At 63.2% G+C, this 20,479-nt stretch carries 11 protein-coding genes; all 11 read right to left on the bottom strand.

Annotated elements, in window-relative coordinates:
• Positions 1-21: 21 nt before the first annotated feature.
• The 11 genes from fusA to rplA all read right to left on the bottom strand — a co-directional run bounded on the left by fusA (position 22) and on the right by rplA (position 20,478).
• Complete coding sequence (gene fusA / locus SE91_RS11240) at positions 22-2,094, bottom strand: elongation factor G (protein WP_008549281.1); 2,073 nt, start codon at positions 2,092-2,094, stop codon at positions 22-24.
• Positions 2,095-2,127: 33 nt separating this feature from the next.
• On the bottom strand, positions 2,128-2,598 hold the full coding sequence (gene rpsG, locus SE91_RS11235) for a 30S ribosomal protein S7 (RefSeq protein ID WP_008136420.1): 471 nt from the start codon (positions 2,596-2,598) through the stop codon (positions 2,128-2,130).
• A gap of 15 nt (positions 2,599-2,613) precedes the next feature.
• On the bottom strand, positions 2,614-2,985 hold the full coding sequence (gene rpsL / locus SE91_RS11230) for a 30S ribosomal protein S12 (protein ID WP_007603006.1): 372 nt from the start codon (positions 2,983-2,985) through the stop codon (positions 2,614-2,616).
• Between the two features lie 874 nt (positions 2,986-3,859).
• Positions 3,860-5,860 (bottom strand): ABC transporter ATP-binding protein, encoded by a 2,001-nt coding sequence (locus tag SE91_RS11225; RefSeq protein WP_061847665.1) that lies wholly within the window; start codon positions 5,858-5,860, stop codon positions 3,860-3,862.
• A 134-nt stretch (positions 5,861-5,994) separates the two neighbouring features.
• The gene (locus SE91_RS11220; RefSeq protein ID WP_008549307.1) at positions 5,995-8,055 is read right to left on the bottom strand and encodes an FAD-dependent oxidoreductase; all 2,061 of its coding nucleotides are present in this window, start codon (positions 8,053-8,055) and stop codon (positions 5,995-5,997) included.
• A 193-nt stretch (positions 8,056-8,248) separates the two neighbouring features.
• Positions 8,249-12,445, bottom strand: a complete 4,197-nt coding sequence (gene rpoC, locus SE91_RS11215; RefSeq protein ID WP_061847664.1) for a DNA-directed RNA polymerase subunit beta' — start codon at positions 12,443-12,445, stop codon at positions 8,249-8,251.
• 128 nt (positions 12,446-12,573) lie between these two features.
• Complete coding sequence (gene rpoB / locus SE91_RS11210; protein ID WP_060736372.1) at positions 12,574-16,692, bottom strand: DNA-directed RNA polymerase subunit beta; 4,119 nt, start codon at positions 16,690-16,692, stop codon at positions 12,574-12,576.
• A gap of 517 nt (positions 16,693-17,209) precedes the next feature.
• Positions 17,210-17,587: a 50S ribosomal protein L7/L12 gene (rplL, locus tag SE91_RS11205; RefSeq protein ID WP_060736373.1), complete on the bottom strand. Its 378-nt coding sequence runs from the start codon at positions 17,585-17,587 to the stop codon at positions 17,210-17,212.
• Between the two features lie 54 nt (positions 17,588-17,641).
• Entirely contained in the window at positions 17,642-18,160 is a 519-nt protein-coding gene (rplJ, locus tag SE91_RS11200; protein WP_156489574.1) for a 50S ribosomal protein L10, read from the bottom strand.
• A gap of 581 nt (positions 18,161-18,741) precedes the next feature.
• On the bottom strand, positions 18,742-19,695 hold the full coding sequence (locus SE91_RS11195) for a 2-hydroxyacid dehydrogenase (protein WP_061847662.1): 954 nt from the start codon (positions 19,693-19,695) through the stop codon (positions 18,742-18,744).
• Between the two features lie 90 nt (positions 19,696-19,785).
• Positions 19,786-20,478, bottom strand: coding sequence for a 50S ribosomal protein L1 (rplA, locus tag SE91_RS11190; RefSeq protein WP_018322253.1), 693 nt, complete (start codon positions 20,476-20,478; stop codon positions 19,786-19,788).
• Between the last annotated feature and the right edge of the window lies 1 nt (position 20,479).

Below are 20,479 nucleotides of genomic sequence, written 5' to 3'. Positions count from 1 at the left end.
TCAGCTTGAGACCGACGATAATCAGGCAAACTTCTTCTGGACTTCTGCCGACACGTTGGCCGGCGCTTCTGCGTAGTGGTCGAACTGCATCGTGAAGGTCGCGCGACCCTGGCTCATCGAGCGCAGATTGTTCACGTAACCGAACATGTTCATGAGCGGCACCATCGCGTTGATGACGTTGGCGTTGCCGCGCATGTCCTGACCCTGGATCTGACCGCGCCGGGAGTTCAGGTCGCCGATGACCGAGCCGGTGTAGTCTTCCGGGGTCACCACTTCGACCTTCATGATCGGCTCGAGCAGGACGGACTTGCCCATCTGGAGCGCTTCGCGGAAGCAGGCGCGCGAGGCGATTTCGAAGGCGAGCGCCGACGAGTCGACGTCGTGATACTTGCCGTCGACGAGCTGGACCTTGACGTCGACCACGGGGAAGCCCGCGACCACGCCGGACGACAGCACGCTCTCCAGGCCCTTCTCGACGCCGGGGATATATTCCTTCGGCACCGCGCCGCCGACGATCTTCGATTCGAACTCGAAGCCCTTGCCGGCTTCGTTCGGCTCGACGATGAACGACACCGCCGCGAACTGGCCGGTACCGCCGGTCTGCTTCTTGTGGGTGTAGCTGTGCTCCACCCGCTTGGTAACGCGCTCACGGAATGCCACCTGCGGCGCGCCGATGTTGGCGTCGACCTTGTAGGTCCGCTTGAGGATGTCGACCTTGATGTCGAGATGGAGTTCGCCCATGCCCTTGAGGATGGTCTGGCCGGACTCGTGGTCGGTCGACACGCGGAAGGACGGATCCTCCGCGGCGAGCTTGGCCAGCGCCACGCCCAGCTTCTCCTGGTCGGCCTTGGACTTCGGCTCGATCGCGATCTCGATGACCGGCTCGGGGAATTCCATCTTCTCCAGGATCACCTGCTTGTCGGGATCGCACAGCGTGTCACCGGTGCGCGCTTCCTTCAGGCCGGCCAGCGCGACGATGTCGCCGGCATAGGCTTCCTTGATGTCCTCGCGGTTGTTCGCATGCATCAACAGCATGCGCCCAATGCGCTCCTTCTTCTCGCGGGTCGAGTTCACGACGCCGGTGCCGCTCTGCAGAATGCCGGAGTAGATGCGGCAGAAGGTGATGGTGCCGACGAAGGGGTCGTCCATGATCTTGAACGCGAGCAGCGCCAGCGGCTCCTTGTCGTCCGCCTTCCGCACGACTTCGTTGCCCTTGTCGTCGGTGCCCTTGATCGCAGGCACGTCGAGCGGCGACGGCAGGTAGTCGACGACTGCGTCGAGCAGCGGCTGAACGCCCTTGTTCTTGAAAGCCGAGCCGCACAGCACCGGATAGAACGCGCCGGTCAGAACCGCCTTGCGGATCAAGCGCTTCAGCGTCGCCTCGTCCGGCTCCTTGCCGTCGAGATAGGCAGCCATGGCGTCGTCATCGAGCTCGACGGCGGCCTCCACCATCTTCTCGCGGTATTCCTTGGCCTGGTCGACGAGATCTTCCGGAATGTCGACATAGTCGAACTTGGCGCCGAGCGCTTCATCGTTCCAGACGACGCCCTTCATCTTCACGAGGTCGACGAGACCCTTGAAGTTGTTCTCGGAACCGATCGGAAGCTGGATCGCGACCGGCTTGGCGCCGAGGCGATCGACGATGTCGGACAGGCACTTGAAGAAGTCCGCACCGATCTTGTCCATCTTGTTGGCGAAGACGATACGCGGAACCTTGTACTTGTCGCCCTGGCGCCAGACGGTCTCCGTCTGGGGCTCAACGCCCTGGTTGGAGTCGAGCACGCAGACGGCGCCGTCGAGCACGCGCAGCGAACGCTCGACCTCGATGGTGAAGTCGACGTGGCCGGGGGTGTCGATGATGTTCAGGCGCTTGCCGGCCCAGAAGGCGGTGGTCGCAGCCGAGGTGATCGTGATGCCACGCTCCTGCTCCTGCTCCATCCAGTCCATCGTCGCGGCACCTTCGTGCACTTCGCCGATCTTGTGGCTCTTGCCGGTGTAATAGAGGATACGCTCGGTCGTCGTCGTCTTGCCGGCGTCGATATGCGCCATGATACCGAAGTTACGGTAGTCCTCGATGGCATGTTGGCGGGGCATGGGGTGTTCCTTGCGAGTCCGTTTGTTTCGCCGTTACCAGCGATAGTGCGAGAAGGCGCGGTTGGCTTCCGCCATGCGGTGCACGTCTTCGCGCTTCTTGACGGCGTTCCCACGATTGTTTGACGCATCCAGCAACTCGGCCGAAAGCCGCTCGGTCATGGTCTTCTCGTTGCGCTCGCGCGCGGCCGAGATCAGCCAGCGGATGCCAAGTGCTTGACGGCGGGTCGAACGAACTTCGACCGGAACCTGGTAGGTCGCGCCGCCGACGCGGCGGGAGCGAACCTCGATGGTCGGCATGACGTTCTCAAGGGCCTGCTCGAACACGCCGAGCGGGTTCTGCTTGGTCTTGGATTCGATGATACCAAACGCACCGTAGACGATGCCTTCGGCAACCGACTTCTTGCCGGCGTACATCACCGAGTTCATGAACTTCGTGACGATGATGTTCCCGAACTTCGGATCCGGGAGAACTTCGCGCTTTTCCGCTGAGTGGCGACGAGACATAGGCCTGGTTCCCGCTTACTTCGGACGCTTCGCGCCGTACTTCGAACGACGCTGCTTACGGTTCTTGACGCCCTGGGTATCCAGAACGCCGCGGAGGATGTGGTAGCGCACGCCGGGTAAGTCCTTGACGCGGCCGCCGCGGATCATGACCACCGAGTGCTCCTGGAGGTTATGGCCCTCGCCGGGGATGTAGCCGATCACCTCGAAGCCGTTGGTCAGGCGCACCTTGGCGACCTTACGAAGCGCCGAGTTCGGCTTCTTCGGGGTCGTGGTGTAGACGCGGGTGCAAACACCACGCTTCTGAGGCGACTGCTGCAGCGCCGGCACCTTCTTGCGCGACTTCTGCACTTCCCGCGGTTGAGCGATCAGCTGGTTGATCGTCGGCATCCTGGCCTTACCCTTTGTTCTGTCGCGCCCCCTTTCGGGACCGCTGTCTTGCCGCGGCCCGTTGCCGGGACCGCAAATTCTTTTCGAGCCACCCGCCGCCCGACGGGGCCGCCCTGCGCGGATCGATCCGCACAAAGCGAAATTGCGCCAACCGCTCCATTGCTGAGCGGAAAGCGCTTCGACGCCACAGAGGACCGCAGTATTGAGGCCGATCAGCACAATGCCGCGGCCCGCGCACTGAGGTCATGCATCCGAGTTCGATCTCAAGAGAACGTGCTCAAGAGAACTAAAATCGCACTGGCATTGCCTAGCTATGATCGACAGCGTTTGAGCGGCATTCGTCGAGGTTGGTGCCCGTCTTTACGACCCCTGGTAGACGTAGTCCGTGGGGATCAGACGGGTGGCCCGTTCCGACGCTGGCGATGCTCACCGCCTGTCGTTAAGTGAGGCGCTTTCTATAAGTGAGAATCGGTCAAGTCAAGGTGAAACGACAGTCAGAAAACGCTTCTGACGCCTGTCGAAATCAATATTTGCCGTCCTCGCCACGCCTTCCCGATATGGGCGTGAAGCGCCGGTTTCGCCAGCTTCAAGCACTTTTTACCCGGATTAAATATACTTTTATTTCGAGAATCGGGGCGGTTGTCCCGCCGATGCGCCAATCGCCGCCGTTCTAGAGCTTCCAGGCCGGCGATGCGCCGTCGCGGGGGCATGATTGCGGCAAGGCTGACGATCGGCGAAAGGCCGATCAGGTCGTTCCAAGGGCCAAAAAAATGCGCCGCTCTGCGTGGCCAAGGGTCTCACACTGGGAATCACTGCGTCGCTGGTGGGCGTCGAATCGGCCCGGCGCACGTCCCGCCGGCTCAGAACCCCCTCGTCATTCCTCCTCGTCGTCTTCATCCTCGTCGTCATCGTCGCGGTCGTCGGCGTGAGCCACAGCGCCGTGCGGTTGGTGGATCTGGTCGTTCCACAGCTTGCGATAGGTGCCGTTCTTCGCAAGCAGTTCGGCATGAGTGCCGCGCTCGATCGCCTTGCCTCCCGAGATCACGATGATCTCGTCCATCTCCACCACCGAGGTCAGGCGGTGGGTCGACCAGATCATGGTGCGGCCCTTGGCGACCTTCAGCAGCGTGCGGTTGATCGCCGCTTCCGTGGTCTGGTCGAGTGCCGAGGTGGCTTCGTCCAACAGCAGCACGGACGGATTGCGGATGATCGCGCGCGCGATCGCGATGCGTTGACGCTGGCCGCCGGAGAGCGTATCGCCGCGCTCGCCGACCGGCGTGTCGTATCGCTGCGGCAGGCTCATGATGTAGCGGTGGATCTCGGCCTTCTTGGCGGCCTCCTCCACCTCTTCGTCGGTCGCGCCCTCCTTGCCGAGGCGGATGTTCTCGCGGATCGACATGTTGAACAGCATGTTCTCCTGGAACACCACGGCCATGCTCCGGCGCAGCGAATCCAGCGTCACCTTGCGGACGTCGACGCCGTCGATGGTGACGCGGCCTTCGTCGGGCACGTAGAGCCGCAAGATCAGATTGAGCAGCGTGCTCTTGCCGGAGCCCGAGGGGCCGACGATGGCGATGCGCTTGCCGGCGTTGAGCTTGAGGCTGAGATTGTCCAGTACCGGCGTCTGGCTGCCTTCGTACTGGAACGTGACGCGGTCGAAGGTGATGTCGTTGGTGATGCGCGGCAGGTCGGGCGCGCCGGGGCGGTCGGCAGCACGCGTCGGCTCGTCGAGCAGCTCCTGGATGTGCCGGATCGCCGCGGCCGAGGAGATCGACACCGGAATGAAATGCATCACATGGGCGATGTTGTAGGACACCTCCCAGAACGCGCTCTCGAAGGTGACGAAGGTGCCGATCGTGATCCGGCCCGTTGTCGCCAGATAGGCGCCGATCGCGAGCACCACGAGATGCAGGAGAAGGACCGATATGGTGACCGTCCGCTCCACCATGGTCGACAGGAAGGTCGCTGAGGCGATCCTGTTGCGGGTCTCGTCGTTGCGGAAGCGAAAGAAGCCGAACATCTTGCGCTGCAGGCTGAACGCCTTGATCACCGCCTGCGCCGCCACGTTCTCCTGCACCATGCCGAGCAGCGCACTCTCGTTCTGCTTCTGCTCGTAATTGGCCTGCACCGCCTTCGGCGTCAGGATGCGCGGCCCGATCAGCGTGATCGGGAACACCAGCAGCGCGACCACAGCAAGCTGCCAGTTCAGGAACAGCATCAGGATGATGCCGGCGATCAGTTCCATGAACGGCAGCGCGGCGCTGTTGGCAAAAGTCTTCACCGAGCCTTCGACCGCCGAGAGGTCGACCGAGAAGCGCGACAGGATCTCGCCGCGCTTGGTGCGGCCGAAATAGGCCGCCGGCAGATCCTGGACGTGCTCGAACAGGCGCGTGCGGATGTCCGAGATGACGCAGGCGGCTAGCCGTGCATCCCAGCGCTCGTACCAGACCGCGACGATCGAGGTGAAAATGCCGGTGACCGCGAGCACGCCGAGGATCTTGTAGAGCGCCTGGAAGTCCTCCTCGCCGAGCGCGTCGTCGATCAGGTATTTCAGGCTGAGCGGCATGATGACGTTGAACAGCGTCTCGACGAAGACGCCGAACGCCACGTAGGACAGCATCCGCTTGTAATTGGTCAGGTAGGGCCTGACGAACCCGACGATGGTGGCGAGCGCGCCGGCGGCCTCGCGCGCGGTGAAGACGACGAGATCCTCGTCCTCATCGTCGTCATCGAGCTCCAGTTCGCCCTCCTCCTCCTCTTCGTCCTCGTCGTCTTCGAGGTCCGGCTTGGCGCCGGCGGCGAGCTTGTCGTCGAGCTCGGCCGCTTCTTCCGCGGCGAGCTTCTGTTTGTCGGGCGGGAGGGGCTTGGACGCCATGAAACCAACCGATGCTGACGGCCGGCATGACCGCAGAAAATGCAGGAATAGCGGCAACCGCTATTGCACCGATTCTATGCGATCAAGATGAATTCGGCAAAACAATTGGCAAATTCGGCAGGTACCGCAGCCAGCTAGTCGTCGTCCTCGTCCTCGACCTTGTCGAAGAAGGAGTAGCGCAAGCTGTCGGCGTCGGCGTACCACTGACCCGGGCCCTTGTTGGCGGCGAGCGTCGCCTCCCAGAGCGCATCGGTGCATTCCTTGCGGTGCATCGACAGGTCGAAACCATTACCAAAGAACAGTTCGGACCATTCCCACCAGGTGCCGAGCTTCTTGACGCCACGCAGCAGGTCGTAGCGGTCGATCAGTGCCGGCGCCATGTCCGAGGTGATCGAGCCGAACACGAGGCCGGTCTTGACCACGCGGTTCAGCTCGCGGATCGCGCGGACCACCTGCTTCGGGGACACGTGGCAGAGGCTGGTCTCGAACACGAAGTCGAACGCACCGTCCTTGAACGGCATGTCGGTGACCGAGCCGAGCTTGTTGTACTTCTTCAGCGGCTTCGGCGTCCTGGCGTGGATGGCGCGGTTGTTCTCGATTCCCCAGGCGTCGATGCCGCGATCGCGCAGCGCACCGACCAGCTCGCCGCTGGCGGAGCCCGCGACCAGCAGCTTGGCGCCCTTCGCGCTGCCCCAGACAATGCCGATCAGTTTGGTGAGATAATCGGGATCGGTGAAATTGCGCCACGCCTCGTGATAGGGGCCGAGGCCACGATAGTTCTCGAAATAGCGGCGATCGATCTTGTCCGAGAGCGGCTTGTCGTCCTGTGCCCGCTCGCGGCGCAGCCGCATCATCTCGGTCAGGATGATGTCGGTCGCCGCATCCGACGAATCGAGCAGTCCGTTCAGCGTCGAGTCGAACAGATAGTCGCCGACCACAACGATGCCGGGATGCTCCTTCGGCTCGGGCCGGTGATTGGTCATCACGTCGCGCACGGGTAGGCCGCCGGGAATCGCGTTCACCGATGACAGCCAGCGGTGAATCTTGCCTTCCATGAAATGCGAGCGCGCATCGCCGAGCGAAGCCGGCAGCGACTTCAGCGCCGCATCGATCAGGTCCTGGTCCGACAGATTGGCGAAGGCCAGCGCGTCGGAGCCGGGAATGAGCCAGTTCAGGACGCCATGCTTGCCGACGTCGTGGCGCGCGCCCTCATTGTAGACGCAGCAGCCGCCGAAGGCCTCCGACATGAACCAGGCGCCGGCAATCTTCTCGCCCCAGAACGGGCTGTCGAACAGGATGGACACACGCAGATAGTGCGCCGGACGGTCGAAATAGGAGACGTGCTTGACCATCGACTTGCGCAGCTGCTCGCCTTCCCAGCCCACGGTAGCAAGCCAGGAATGCGGCAGGCAGACCAGCACGAGATCGAAATCGCGCGTCTCGGGCCCCTTGCCGTTCATCATCTTGAGCTGGTAGCGGCCGGTCGGCGCCTTGCCGACGGTGAGCACGCGATGATTGAGCTGGATGTCGGCGTTGACCTCCGACTGCAGGCATTCGATCAGCTGCTCGTTGCCGTTCTGGATGGAATAGAGGCCGATATAGCCGTCGACATCCATGAGATAGTTCTTGAGCGCGTTGAGGCCGTTGGTGTTGTGGCTCTCCGTTGCGATGTCCGAGCGCGCCATGACCTTGAAGAAGCGTTTCGCCGTCTCGTCCTCGACCTCCTCGTCGAGCACCTGCTCGGCGGTCTTGTAGGCCCAGGGGTTCTCGTTGTCGTGCGCGCCGACGCCCTCGTAATACTCGATCGGCGACATCATTTCGGCACAGCGATTGCGGAATGCCTCGATCGCGGTCGCGGTCTTGGCGCCGTATCTGCGGCGCATGCCGGCGACGTCGTTGAGGAGCTCACCGCCGAACTGCACCTGCTCGGCGTCCATCGGAATGGTCTGGAGCCCGAAATGCTGGATCAGCTCGCGCAGCGGATCGGGGCCGGTCATCGAGTAGTCGTAGATTTCGGCAACGCCGGCTTCATACATGGCAGGCGCCGAATCGAACTTGCGCGTGACAATCTTGCCGCCGAGCCGATCGGACGCCTCGAAGATGGTGACGCGGCAGAGGTCGCCGAGCTTGCGCTTCAGATACCAAGCGCTCATCAGCCCGCCGGGGCCGCCGCCTACGATTGCGAGATCAAGCATGTGAGTTCCGTGGTCTTTCGGCGCTGCCCCCGTCACGGGACCACCGGTCTAAGCTCTCCTAGCAGAAGCGCTTTTGCGACTGAAGGAAAGATGAACAAAGGCTGATCCTGCATCGCAGCAGGCAAAGAAAGCAGCAAAAAGGCCGGCAAAAGCCGGCCTTTTCATTGTCCTCGGTAGTCCTACGGATGAACCATCATTCCGCGGGCGGCAACGCAGGAAGCTCTGCTTCCGGCGCGGGCGACACGACGGCCGCCTGCTTCTCGCGCTCGTCCAGGATCAGCTTGTCGCGCTTCATGGCGACTTCGCGGATCTTGGCCATGGAGGCGCCGGTGCCCGCCGGGATCAACCGGCCGACGATGACGTTCTCCTTGAGGCCTTCAAGCGGATCGACCTTGCCGTTGACCGCCGCTTCCGTGAGGACGCGGGTGGTCTCCTGGAACGAGGCCGCCGAGAAGAACGAGCGGGTCTGGAGGCTCGCCTTGGTGATGCCGAGCAGAACCGGCGTTCCGGTGGCGGGCTTCTTGCCCTCTTCCTTGGCCTTCTCGTTCAGCGCGTCGAACTCGATCTTGTCGACCTGCTCGCCGGAGATCATGTCCGTGTCGCCCTGGTCGGTGACTTCCACCTTCTGGAGCATCTGACGGACAATCACCTCGATGTGCTTGTCGTTGATGAGCACGCCCTGGAGCCGGTAGACCTCCTGGATCTCGTTGACCAGATAGGCCGCGAGTTCCTCGATGCCCTTGACTGCAAGGATGTCGTGCGGCGCCGGGTTGCCTTCGACGATGAAGTCGCCCTTTTCGACGACGTCGCCGTCCTGAAGGTGGATGTGCTTGCCCTTCGGGATCAGGTACTCGCGCGCCTCCTCGGTCTTGTCCATCGGCTCGATCGAGATGCGACGCTTGTTCTTGTAGTCCCGCCCGAACCGGATGGTGCCCGCGATCTCGGCGATGATCGCCGCATCCTTCGGACGCCGGGCCTCGAACAGCTCCGCCACCCGCGGCAGACCGCCGGTGATGTCGCGCGTCTTGGCGCTTTCGGTCGAGACACGGGCGAGGATGTCACCCGGGTTGACCTTGGCTCCGACGTCGACCGAGAGAATGGCGTCGACCGACAGCATGTAGCGGGCATCGCCGCCACGGGGCAACTTGAGCACCTTGCCGTCCTTGCCCTTGACCACGATGGCCGGACGCAGGTCCGAGCCGCCGCGGGTCGAGCGCCAGTCGATGACCACGCGCTTGGCGATACCGGTGGCCTCGTCGAGCGTTTCCGAGATCGACTGCCCCTCGACCAGATCCTCGAAGCCGATCGTACCTTCGACTTCGGTGAGGAGCGGACGGGTGTAGGGATCCCACTCGACGATGCGCTGGCCGCGCTTGACCATGTCGCCTTCGTCGACGTGCAGGCGCGAGCCGTACTGGACGCGGTGCGTCGCACGCTCGGTGCCGTCAGCATCGACGATCGCCACCACCATGTTGCGCACCATCGCGATCAGGTGACCTTCGCTGTTGCGGGCGATGGCCTTGTTCCTGATCACGATCTTGCCGTCGAAATTGGCTTCGACGAAAGACTGCTCGTTGAGCTGCGCCGCACCGCCGATGTGGAAGGTGCGCATGGTGAGCTGGGTACCCGGCTCGCCGATCGACTGCGCCGCGATGACGCCGACCGCTTCGCCGTGATTGACCGGCGTGCCGCGGGCGAGGTCGCGGCCGTAGCACTTGCCGCAGATGCCGTTGACGAGTTCGCAGGTCAGCGCCGAACGGATCTTCACCTCCTGCACGCCACCCTGCTGGATGGCATCCAGATGGCTTTCTTCCATCAGCGTGTCGCGCTTGATGATCACCTTGCCCGAGCTGTCGCGGATGTCTTCGCAGGCCGTGCGTCCGAGGATGCGCGAGCCGAGCGAAGCCACCACGGTGCCGGCATCGACGATGGCGCGCATCTTGATGCCGAGCTTGGTGCCGCAGTCGCTCTGCGTGATGATGCAGTCCTGCGCGACGTCGACCAGACGGCGGGTCAGGTAGCCGGAGTTCGCGGTCTTCAACGCCGTGTCCGCGAGGCCCTTGCGGGCGCCGTGGGTCGAGTTGAAGTACTCGAGCACCGAGAGGCCTTCCTTGAAGTTCGAGATGATCGGCGTCTCGATGATCTCACCCGACGGCTTGGCCATCAGGCCGCGCATGCCGGCGAGCTGGCGCATCTGGGCCGGCGAACCGCGGGCGCCGGAGTGGGCCATCATGTAGATCGAGTTGATGTCGGCGTCGGCTCCGCTCGCCGTTTTCTTGGTGGCGGAGATCTCCTTCATCATCGCCTTGGCGATTTCTTCCGTGGCCTTCGACCAGGCGTCGACGACCTTGTTGTACTTCTCGCCATGGGTGATCAGACCGTCGTTGTACTGCTGCTCGAAATCCTTCGCCAGCGTACGGGTGGTGTCGACGATCTTCCACTTGCCGTGCGGCACGACCATGTCGTCCTTGCCGAACGAGATGCCGGCCTTGAACGCGTTGTAGAAGCCGAGCGCCATGATGCGGTCGCAGAAGATCACGGTCTCCTTCTGACCGCAGTGGCGGTAGACTTGGTCGATGACGCCGGAGATCTCGCGCTTGGTCATCAGCTTGTTGATGATCTCGTACGAGATCCGCGGGTTCTTCGGCAGCAGATTGCCGAGCATGACTCGGCCGGCGGTGGTCTCGATCCAGCGCTTGGAGACCTTGCCGGTCTCGTCCATGCCTTCCCACCGGTACTTGATCTTGGTGTGGAGGTGGATGACCTTCGCATGCAGCGCGTGCTCGAGCTCGGCCATGTCGCCGAACACCTTGCCCTCACCGGGCAGGCCTTCGCGCATGATCGAGACGTAGTACAGGCCCAGCACGATGTCCTGCGAGGGCACGATGATCGGCTGGCCGTTCGCCGGATGCAGGATGTTGTTGGTCGACATCATCAGCACGCGCGCTTCCAGCTGCGCTTCGAGCGACAGCGGAACGTGCACGGCCATCTGGTCGCCGTCGAAGTCGGCGTTGAACGCGGAGCAGACCAGCGGGTGCAGCTGGATCGCCTTGCCCTCGATCAGCACGGGCTCGAACGCCTGGATGCCGAGACGGTGCAGCGTCGGCGCGCGGTTCAGCAGCACCGGATGCTCGCGGATCACCTCGTCCAGGATGTCCCAGACCTCGGGCCGCTCCTTCTCGACCAGCTTCTTGGCCTGCTTCACCGTGGTGGACAGACCCTTGGCGTCGAGCCGCGAGTAGATGAACGGCTTGAACAGCTCGAGCGCCATCTTCTTCGGCAGGCCGCACTGATGCAGGCGCAGTTCGGGACCGACCACGATCACCGATCGGCCGGAATAGTCGACGCGCTTGCCGAGCAGGTTCTGACGGAAGCGGCCCTGCTTGCCCTTGAGCATGTCGGCGAGCGACTTCAGCGGGCGCTTGTTGGCGCCGGTGATGACGCGGCCGCGGCGGCCGTTGTCGAACAGCGCATCGACCGCTTCCTGAAGCATGCGCTTCTCGTTGCGGATGATGATGTCGGGCGCGCGCAGCTCCATCAGCCGCTTCAAGCGGTTGTTGCGGTTGATGACGCGGCGATAGAGGTCGTTGAGGTCGGAGGTCGCGAAACGGCCGCCGTCCAGCGGCACCAGCGGACGCAGGTCCGGCGGAATCACCGGAACGACCGTCATGATCATCCATTCCGGCTTGTTGCCGGAGTGGCGGAACGCTTCCACGATCTTGAGGCGCTTGGCGAGCTTCTTGTGCTTGATGTCGGAGTCGGTCTCCTGCATCTCCGCACGCAGCGACAGCTCGAGCTTCTCCAGGTCCATGCCCTTGAGCAGTTCGCGGATCGCTTCCGCGCCGATCATGGCGGTGAAGCTATCCTGGCCGTACTCGTCCTGCGCTTTCAGATACTCGTCTTCCGACAGCAGCTGACGGTCCTTCAGCGCGGTGAGACCCGGCTCAAGAACGACGTAGTATTCGAAATAGAGGATCCGCTCGAGATCCTTCAGCGTCATGTCCAGCAGAAGGCCGATGCGCGAGGGCAGCGACTTCAGGAACCAGATATGGGCGACGGGGGCTGCGAGCTCGATATGGCCCATGCGCTCGCGCCGGACGCGCGACAGCGTGACCTCGACCGAGCACTTCTCGCAGATGATGCCCTTGTACTTCATGCGCTTGTACTTGCCGCACAAGCACTCGTAGTCCTTGATCGGCCCGAAGATGCGGGCGCAGAACAGGCCGTCGCGCTCGGGCTTGAAGGTACGGTAATTGATGGTCTCCGGCTTCTTGATCTCGCCGTAGGACCAGGACAGAATCTTTTCCGGAGACGCGATCGAGATCCGGATCTGGTCGAAGACCTGAGCCGGCGTCGTCGGATTGAAGAGATTCATAATTTCTTGGTTCATCGTCTTCTCCTCGCGTGCCGGTCGCCTCCGGCCGCAAATTCGAAAATCACTTAGCGAGGCGCCCTGCCCTCAAGGCCTCGGGAGGGGCGCCAATGCCCGGCCGCGACGGCCGGGCATGACAGGTCGAATTACTCGGCCGCTTCCGACGTCGGCGCCGGTCCCATCTTGGAATTGTGCAGGTCGACGTTGAGGCCGAGCGAGCGCATTTCCTTGACCAGCACGTTGAACGATTCCGGAATACCGGCCTCGAACGTGTCGTCGCCGCGCACGATCGCCTCGTACACCTTGGTGCGGCCGGCGACGTCGTCCGACTTCACCGTCAGCATCTCCTGGAGCGTGTACGCCGCGCCATAAGCCTCGAGCGCCCACACCTCCATTTCGCCGAAGCGCTGGCCGCCGAACTGCGCCTTGCCGCCCAGCGGCTGCTGGGTGACGAGCGAGTACGGACCGATCGAACGCGCATGGATCTTGTCGTCGACGAGATGGTGCAGCTTGAGCATGTAGATGTAGCCCACCGTCACCTTGCGATCGAACGGATCGCCGGTGCGGCCGTCATAGACGGTCGACTGACCCGAAGCGTCCAGACCGGCGAGCTTCAGCATCTCCTCGATGTCGGCTTCCTTGGCGCCGTCGAACACCGGGGTTGCGATCGGCACGCCGCGGCTGAGGTTATGGCCGAGCTCGATCAGTTCGTTGTCGTTGAGCGACTTGATCGTCTCGTCCTCGCCGTACACCTTCTTCAAGGTTTCCTTCAGCGGCTTGATGTCCTGCTTCGACAGGTACGCATCGACCGTCTGGCCGATACGCTTGCCGAGGCCGGCGCAGGCCCAGCCGAGATGGGTCTCGAGGATCTGTCCGACGTTCATGCGCGAGGGCACGCCCAGCGGATTGAGCACGATGTCGGCGTGCGTGCCGTCTTCGAGGAACGGCATGTCCTCGATCGGCACGATCTTCGACACCACGCCCTTGTTGCCGTGGCGGCCGGCCATCTTGTCGCCGGGCTGGATCTTGCGCTTCACCGCGACGAAGACCTTGACCATCTTCATCACGCCGGGCGGCAATTCGTCGCCGCGCTGAAGCTTCTCGACCTTGTCGAGGAAGCGCTGTTCCAGCCCCTTCTTCGACTCGTCGTACTGCTTCCGCATGGCCTCGATCTCGGCCATCAGCTTGTCGTTCGGCGAAGCGAACAGCCACCACTGCGACTTCGGGTACTCCTCGAGCACCGCACGGGTGATCTTGGTGTCCTTCTTGAAGCCCTTGGGACCTGCGATGCCCTGCCGCCCTTCGAGCAGTTCGGCAAGACGGTTGTAGACGTTGCGGTCCAGGATCGCCTGCTCGTCGTCGCGGTCCTTGGCCAGACGCTCGATCTCTTCCCGCTCGATCGCCAGCGCACGCTCGTCCTTGTCGACGCCGTGACGGTTGAACACGCGCACTTCCACGATCGTGCCCTGCACGCCCGGAGGAACGCGCAGCGAGGTGTCACGGACGTCGGAAGCCTTCTCGCCGAAGATGGCGCGCAGGAGCTTTTCTTCCGGCGTCATCGGGCTTTCGCCCTTCGGCGTGATCTTGCCGACCAGGATGTCGCCGGCGCGCACTTCCGCACCGATGTAGACGATACCGGCTTCGTCGAGGTTCTTCAGCGCTTCTTCCGAGACGTTCGGAATGTCGCGGGTAATTTCCTCAGGTCCGAGCTTGGTGTCGCGGGCCATCACTTCGAACTCCTCGATGTGGATCGAGGTGAAGACGTCTTCCTTCACGATCCGCTCCGAGAGCAGGATCGAGTCTTCGAAGTTGTAGCCGTTCCACGGCATGAACGCGACCAGCACGTTGCGGCCGAGCGCGAGCTCGCCGAGATCGGTCGAGGGACCGTCGGCGATGATGTCGCCCTTCTTGACGACGTCGCCGACCTTCACCAGCGGACGCTGGTTGATGCAGGTCGACTGGTTGGAGCGCTGGTACTTCATCAGACGGTAGATATCGACGCCCGACTTGGTCGGATCGAGATCTTCCGTGGCGCGGATGACGACGCGGGTCGCGTCGATCTGGTCGATCACGCCCGATCGGCGCGCCGCGATGGCGGCACCCGAGTCACGCGCAACCACGCCTTCCATTCCGGTGCCGACGAACGGCGCCTCGGCGCGAACCAGCGGCACCGCCTGGCGCTGCATGTTCGAGCCCATCAGCGCGCGGTTGGCGTCGTCGTTCTCGAGGAACGGGATCAGCGCCGCGGCCACCGAAACGAGCTGCTTCGGCGACACGTCCATGTAGTCGACCTTGTCGGGCGTCACCGGCAAGACTTCGCCGGCGTGACGGCACACCACGAGGTCTTCGGTGAAGCGGCCCTTCGGATCGAGCGGCACGTTGGCCTGCGCGACCGTGTAACGGCCCTCCTCCATCGCCGAGAGGTACACGACCTCGTCGGTGACGCGGCCGTCCTTGACCTTGCGGTACGGCGTCTCGACGAAGCCGTACTTGTTCACGCGCGCGAAGGTCGCGAGCGAGTTGATCAGGCCGATGTTCGGACCTTCCGGCGTCTCGATCGGGCAGATGCGGCCGTAATGCGTCGGATGCACGTCGCGCACCTCGAAGCCGGCGCGCTCGCGCGTCAGACCGCCCGGTCCAAGCGCCGACAGGCGGCGCTTGTGGGTGATCTCGCTGAGCGGGTTGGTCTGGTCCATGAACTGCGAGAGCTGCGAGGAGCCGAAGAACTCGCGCACGGCGGCGGCCGCCGGCTTGGCGTTGATCAGGTCCTGCGGCATGACCGTGTCGATGTCGACCGAGGACATGCGCTCCTTGATCGCGCGTTCCATGCGCAGGAGGCCGATGCGGTACTGGTTCTCCATGAGCTCGCCGACCGAGCGCACACGGCGGTTGCCGAGATGGTCGATGTCGTCGATCTCGCCCTTGCCGTCGCGCAGGTCCACCAGCGTCTTGATGACGGAGAGGATGTCTTCCTTGCGCAGTGTGCGCTGGGTGTCGGGCGCATCGAGGTCGAGGCGCATGTTCATCTTGACGCGGCCGACCGCGGAGAGGTCGTAGCGCTCGGCGTCGAAGAACAGCGACTGGAACATGGCCTGCGCCGATTCCAGCGTCGGCGGCTCGCCCGGACGCATCACGCGGTAGATGTCGAACAGCGCGTCCTCACGCGTCATGTTCTTGTCGGCCGAGAGCGTGTTGCGGATGTAGGGGCCGACATTGACGTGGTCGATGTCGAGCAGCGGCAGTTCCTTGTAGCCCTGCTCGTTGAGCGCCTTCATCAGCTTGTCGGTGATCTCCTCACCGGCCTCGGCGTGGATCTCGCCGGTCTTCGGGTTGACGAGGTCCTCGGCGACGTAATTGCCGACCAGCTCCTCATCGGCCATGCGCAGCGCCTTCAGCCCCTTCTCCTGGAGTTGGCGGGCGGCACGGACGGTGAGCTTCTTGCCGGCCTCGAGCACGACCTTGCCGGTGTCGGCGTCGATCAGGTCGTTGACGGTCGAGTAGCCGCGGAAACGGTTGGCGTCGAACGGAACGCGCCAGCCTTCCTTGGTCCGCTTGTAGAGGATCTTCTTGTAGAACGTGGACAGGATCGCCTCGCCGTCGAGGCCAAGGGCGAACATCAGCGACGTCACCGGAATCTTGCGACGACGGTCGATACGCGCATAGACGATGTCCTTGGCGTCGAACTCGATGTCGAGCCAGGAACCGCGATATGGGATCACGCGGGCAGCGAACAGCAGCTTGCCCGACGAATGGGTCTTGCCCTTGTCGTGGTCGAAGAACACGCCCGGCGACCGGTGCATCTGCGAGACGATGACGCGCTCGGTGCCGTTGACGATGAAGGTGCCGTTCATCGTCATGAGCGGGATGTCGCCCATGTAGACGTCCTGCTCCTTGATGTCCTTCACCGACTTCGCGCCGGTTTCCTCGTCGATATCGAACACGATGAGGCGCAGCGTCACCTTGAGGGGTGCCGCGAAGGTCATGCCGCGCTGGCGGCACTCGTCAACGTCGTATTTGGGCTGCTCGAACTCGTAGCGGACGAATTCCAGCATCGAGGTGCCCGAGAAGTCGGAGATCGGAAACACCGAGCGGAACACCGCCTGCAGACCCTCGTCGAGACGGCCGCCCTGCGGTTCGTCGACCATCAGGAACTGGTCGTAGGACGCCTTCTGAACCTCGATGAGGTTCGGCATCTCGGCGACTTCCTTGATGTGTCCGAAGAACTTGCGAACGCGTTTGCGACCGGTGAATGTCTGCTGCGCCATCGTGGCCTCTCATTTCGTCGCCCGCTCTGGGCGAACCGTCCGGAACGCGGCTGCCACCGCGCCCCGGGTTGAATTTTTGAACCCGCCTTGGGGGCCGGAAGCTCAGTTTCAGGCTGGGAATGTCCTGAATCTGTTCTTCAGACCTTCAAAACGCAAAACGACGCGCGGGGCGCAGAAGCGCGCCCGCCCGTCACAACGATCGTCTTCACGGACTGCAAAAGCCCGAAATAGCCTGCTCTCCCAACGGCTTACAGGGAAATCCGGCATCCCTGCCCACCGCGCTTTCGTGCTGCCGACCCGATATGGGGCGACAATAATGGAGATTCGAGGGGTAAACCCTCAAATCCCCACACTTTTTCGTGTTCGGCCTGCGTCGGGACGTTCCGTCGCACGCCTTTTGCATTCCGGCCCCGAGCCTTCCGATCGTCATGGCCGGGCTTGCCCGGCCATCCACGATCTTGGGACGAGATCCCGGGTCTCGCTCCGCGAGCCCGGGATATTGCTGAAGTAACTTGCGCTACTTGAGCTCGACCTTGGCGCCAGCCTTCTCGATCTGGGCCTTGATCTTCTCGGCTTCTTCCTTGTTCACGCCTTCCTTCAGCGGCTTCGGAGCACCCTCGACGAGGTCCTTTGCTTCCTTCAGGCCGAGACCGGTGATGGCGCGGACTTCCTTGATGACCTCGATCTTCTTGTCGCCGGCAGCGGCGAGAACGACCGTGAACTCGGTCTTCTCTTCCGCCGGAGCGGCGGCAGCGCCACCACCGGCCGGGCCGGCCACGGCGACAGCCGCAGCAGCCGAAACGCCCCACTTCTCTTCGAGAAGCTTCGCGAGTTCGGCAGCCTCGAGCACGGTGAGGCTCGAGAGGTCGTCAACGATCTTCTGCAAGTCAGCCATTGTTCAGTTTCCTTACGTGTAAGTCTGGTTCGGGTTTGAGTTTTGCGAAGGGCGTCAGGCCGCTTCGCCCTTTGAGGCATGAGCCTGGATGACGCGCGCGAGCTTGCCCGCGGGCGCATTGGCGAGCTGGGCCAGCTTGGTCGCCGGGGCCACGATGAGGCCGACGATCTTGCCGCGCAGTTCGTCAAGCGACGGCAGCGAGGCAAGCGCCTTCACGCCGTCGACATTCAGGACGGTCTTGCCCATCGAACCGCCGATGATGACGAACTTTTCGTTCGCCTTGGCGAATTCGACGGCGACCTTTGGCGCCGCCACCGGATCGTTGGAAGTCGCGATCACGGTCGGCCCCTTCAGCATGGGGCCGATGGCAACGACGTCAGTGCCATCAAGAGCAATTTTGGCGAGACGGTTCTTCGAGACCTTCACCGAGGCGCCAGCCAGCTTCATCTGCATACGCAGCTTCTGCATCTGGGCAACGGTGAGGCCGGAATATTGAGCAACGATCGCGACGCCCGTGGTCTTGAAGACCTCATTGAGCTGTTCGACCGCCTCTTTTTTTGCCGCTCGTTCCACAGCAAGCTCTCTCCGGTTGGCGGTCATCGCGAGAAGCGGGACCGCCGGGTTGCACCCATCGTCCCGCCCAAACCTGAACCTCCGGGCCAAAAACCCATCGGACACGCCGGGCGAGGACGACAATTCAAGCCTGCCCTCCGGGAGCCACGAAGGCCCACGGCGTGTCGAGGTCCGAACCAGACCCGTTCCGCGAAGCCAGCCGTTAAAGCTGGATGCGAAGTGAAATCCGGTCTTCACCCGTCTATGCAGGCCATGCGATTAAGCCGTTGAGAAATCGAAATTTCCTGCGGGCGCCTGCAGTCTTGGACAGGACAAGGTCAGCCGGCGAACCGCCCGACCTCTGCCCGCACTCCACCAACTGACGGGTTTTCTTTCCTTTTTCGGGCAAATCCTCGCGGACGTCCTGAAAGGAATGATTTCCTGTCGTCGGGTTTTCGGAATGCGCGCACGAACGCGCCAGCCGAGGCCGGTACGTCCGGAAGCGGTTCTTTAACCGCTCTCTGCCTGCTTGCCAAGAGCAAAATTCACACCAGTTCCAATCCGTTGGCGCGGGCGCTTGACCCGAGCCGATAGGGACTGGTTCAGACCCATTTAACCGCATAAGGCAGCGGCTTGCCCTCGAAGAACGCGGTCAGGTTCGCCAAGACGCAGTTTTGCATGGCGACGTGCGATTCGAGGGTGTGGCCGCCGATATGCGGAGCGAACACCACGTTCGGGAGCGCGGTCAGCGCATCCGGGGCGTGCGGTTCCTTCTTGAAGACATCGAGGCCGGCCCCCGCAATGGTCTTGTCGGTGAGGGCCGCGATCAGGGCCTTCTGGTCGATCACCGAGCCCCGCGAAATGTTGACGACATAGCCGTCTGCGCCGAGGCGCCTCAGGATGTCGGCGTTGACGACATGCTGGGTGTCGGCTCCTGCCCGGACCGCGATCATCAGCACGCTGCACCACTCGGCCAGCGCCTCCAACGACGGGAAATATTGATAGGGCAGATCGTATCTGGTGCGGCTGAAATAGCCGATCTCGCTCTCGAATGCGGCGCAGCGCGCGGCGATCTTGCGGCCGATCTCGCCCATGCCGTAAACGCCGATGCGGCGGCCGGGCATACCGGCCTGCGGGCGCATCATCGGGGACTGCTTCGAGGCGGCCCAATCGCCGCTACGGACATATTGGTCGGCGACCAAAATCCGCCGCGTCGTCGCCAGCATCAAGGTCATCGCGATGTCGGCGACCGAGGCCGCATTGGCACCCGGACTGTGGCCGACCGCGATGTTGCGGCTGGCCGCCGCCTCCAGGTCGACGCCGTCATAGCCGGTACCGTAGCAGACGATGGCGCCGAGCTTGGGAAACAGGTCCATCGCCTCCCCTCCGAGCGGCGTGCCGCCCGCCGTCAGCACCGCTTGGATGCCGCCGAGGTCGTCGGCCGAAAACACCTCGCGCACGGGCTTGCCGCCGGTGTCGAGCAGCTCGAACCGCTCCGCGAAGCGCACCATCATCGTCTTGGGAAAGCGCGAATAGATCAGGACCTTGTCAGCCATTGTTCTTGTTTCCGGTAAGCGCCGTCACAAACGACGAGGGGCGGAATCGGTTGCCCAATTCCGCCCCTCGCCTCATGCAATTTCTAAACCTCAGCCGAGAATGGTGCCCGGCTCGACCTTCACGCCCGGGCCCATCGTCGAGGACACGGCAACGCGCTGGATGTAGGTGCCCTTGGAACCGGCCGGCTTCGCCTTGGTGACAGCGTCAGCCAGAGCCTTGATGTTCTCGACCAGCTTCTCCTCGGTGAACGAGGCCTTGCCGACGCCGGCCTGCAGGATGCCGGCCTTCTCGACACGGAACTCGACCGAGCCGCCCTTGGCCCCCTTCACCGCACCGGTGACGTCCATGGTCACGGTGCCGATCTTCGGGTTCGGCATCAGGCCGCGCGGGCCGAGCACCTTACCGAGACGGCCGACCAGCGGCATCATGTCGGGGGTGGCGATGCAGCGGTCGAAATCGATCGAGCCGTTCTGCACCTTCTCGACCAGGTCTTCGGCGCCGACGACGTCGGCACCTGCGGCCTTGGCCTCGTCGGCCTTGGCGCCGCGGGCGAACACGCCGACGCGGAGCGTACGGCCGGTGCCGTTCGGCAGGGTCACGACGCCACGGACCATCTGGTCGGCGTGACGCGGATCGACGCCGAGATTGATGGCGACCTCGATGGTCTCGTCGAACTTCGCTTTCGCACGTTCCTTGACCATCTTGATGGCGTCCGCGAGCGGGTAAAGCTTTTCGCGATCAACACCTTCGCGGGCTTTGTTCAAACGCTTTCCGATTGCCATG

It is taken from the genome of Bradyrhizobium sp. DOA1 (assembly GCF_001593325.1).
Taxonomy (GTDB): domain Bacteria; phylum Pseudomonadota; class Alphaproteobacteria; order Rhizobiales; family Xanthobacteraceae; genus Bradyrhizobium.
This window is presented reverse-complemented; position numbering and strand designations above follow the sequence as displayed.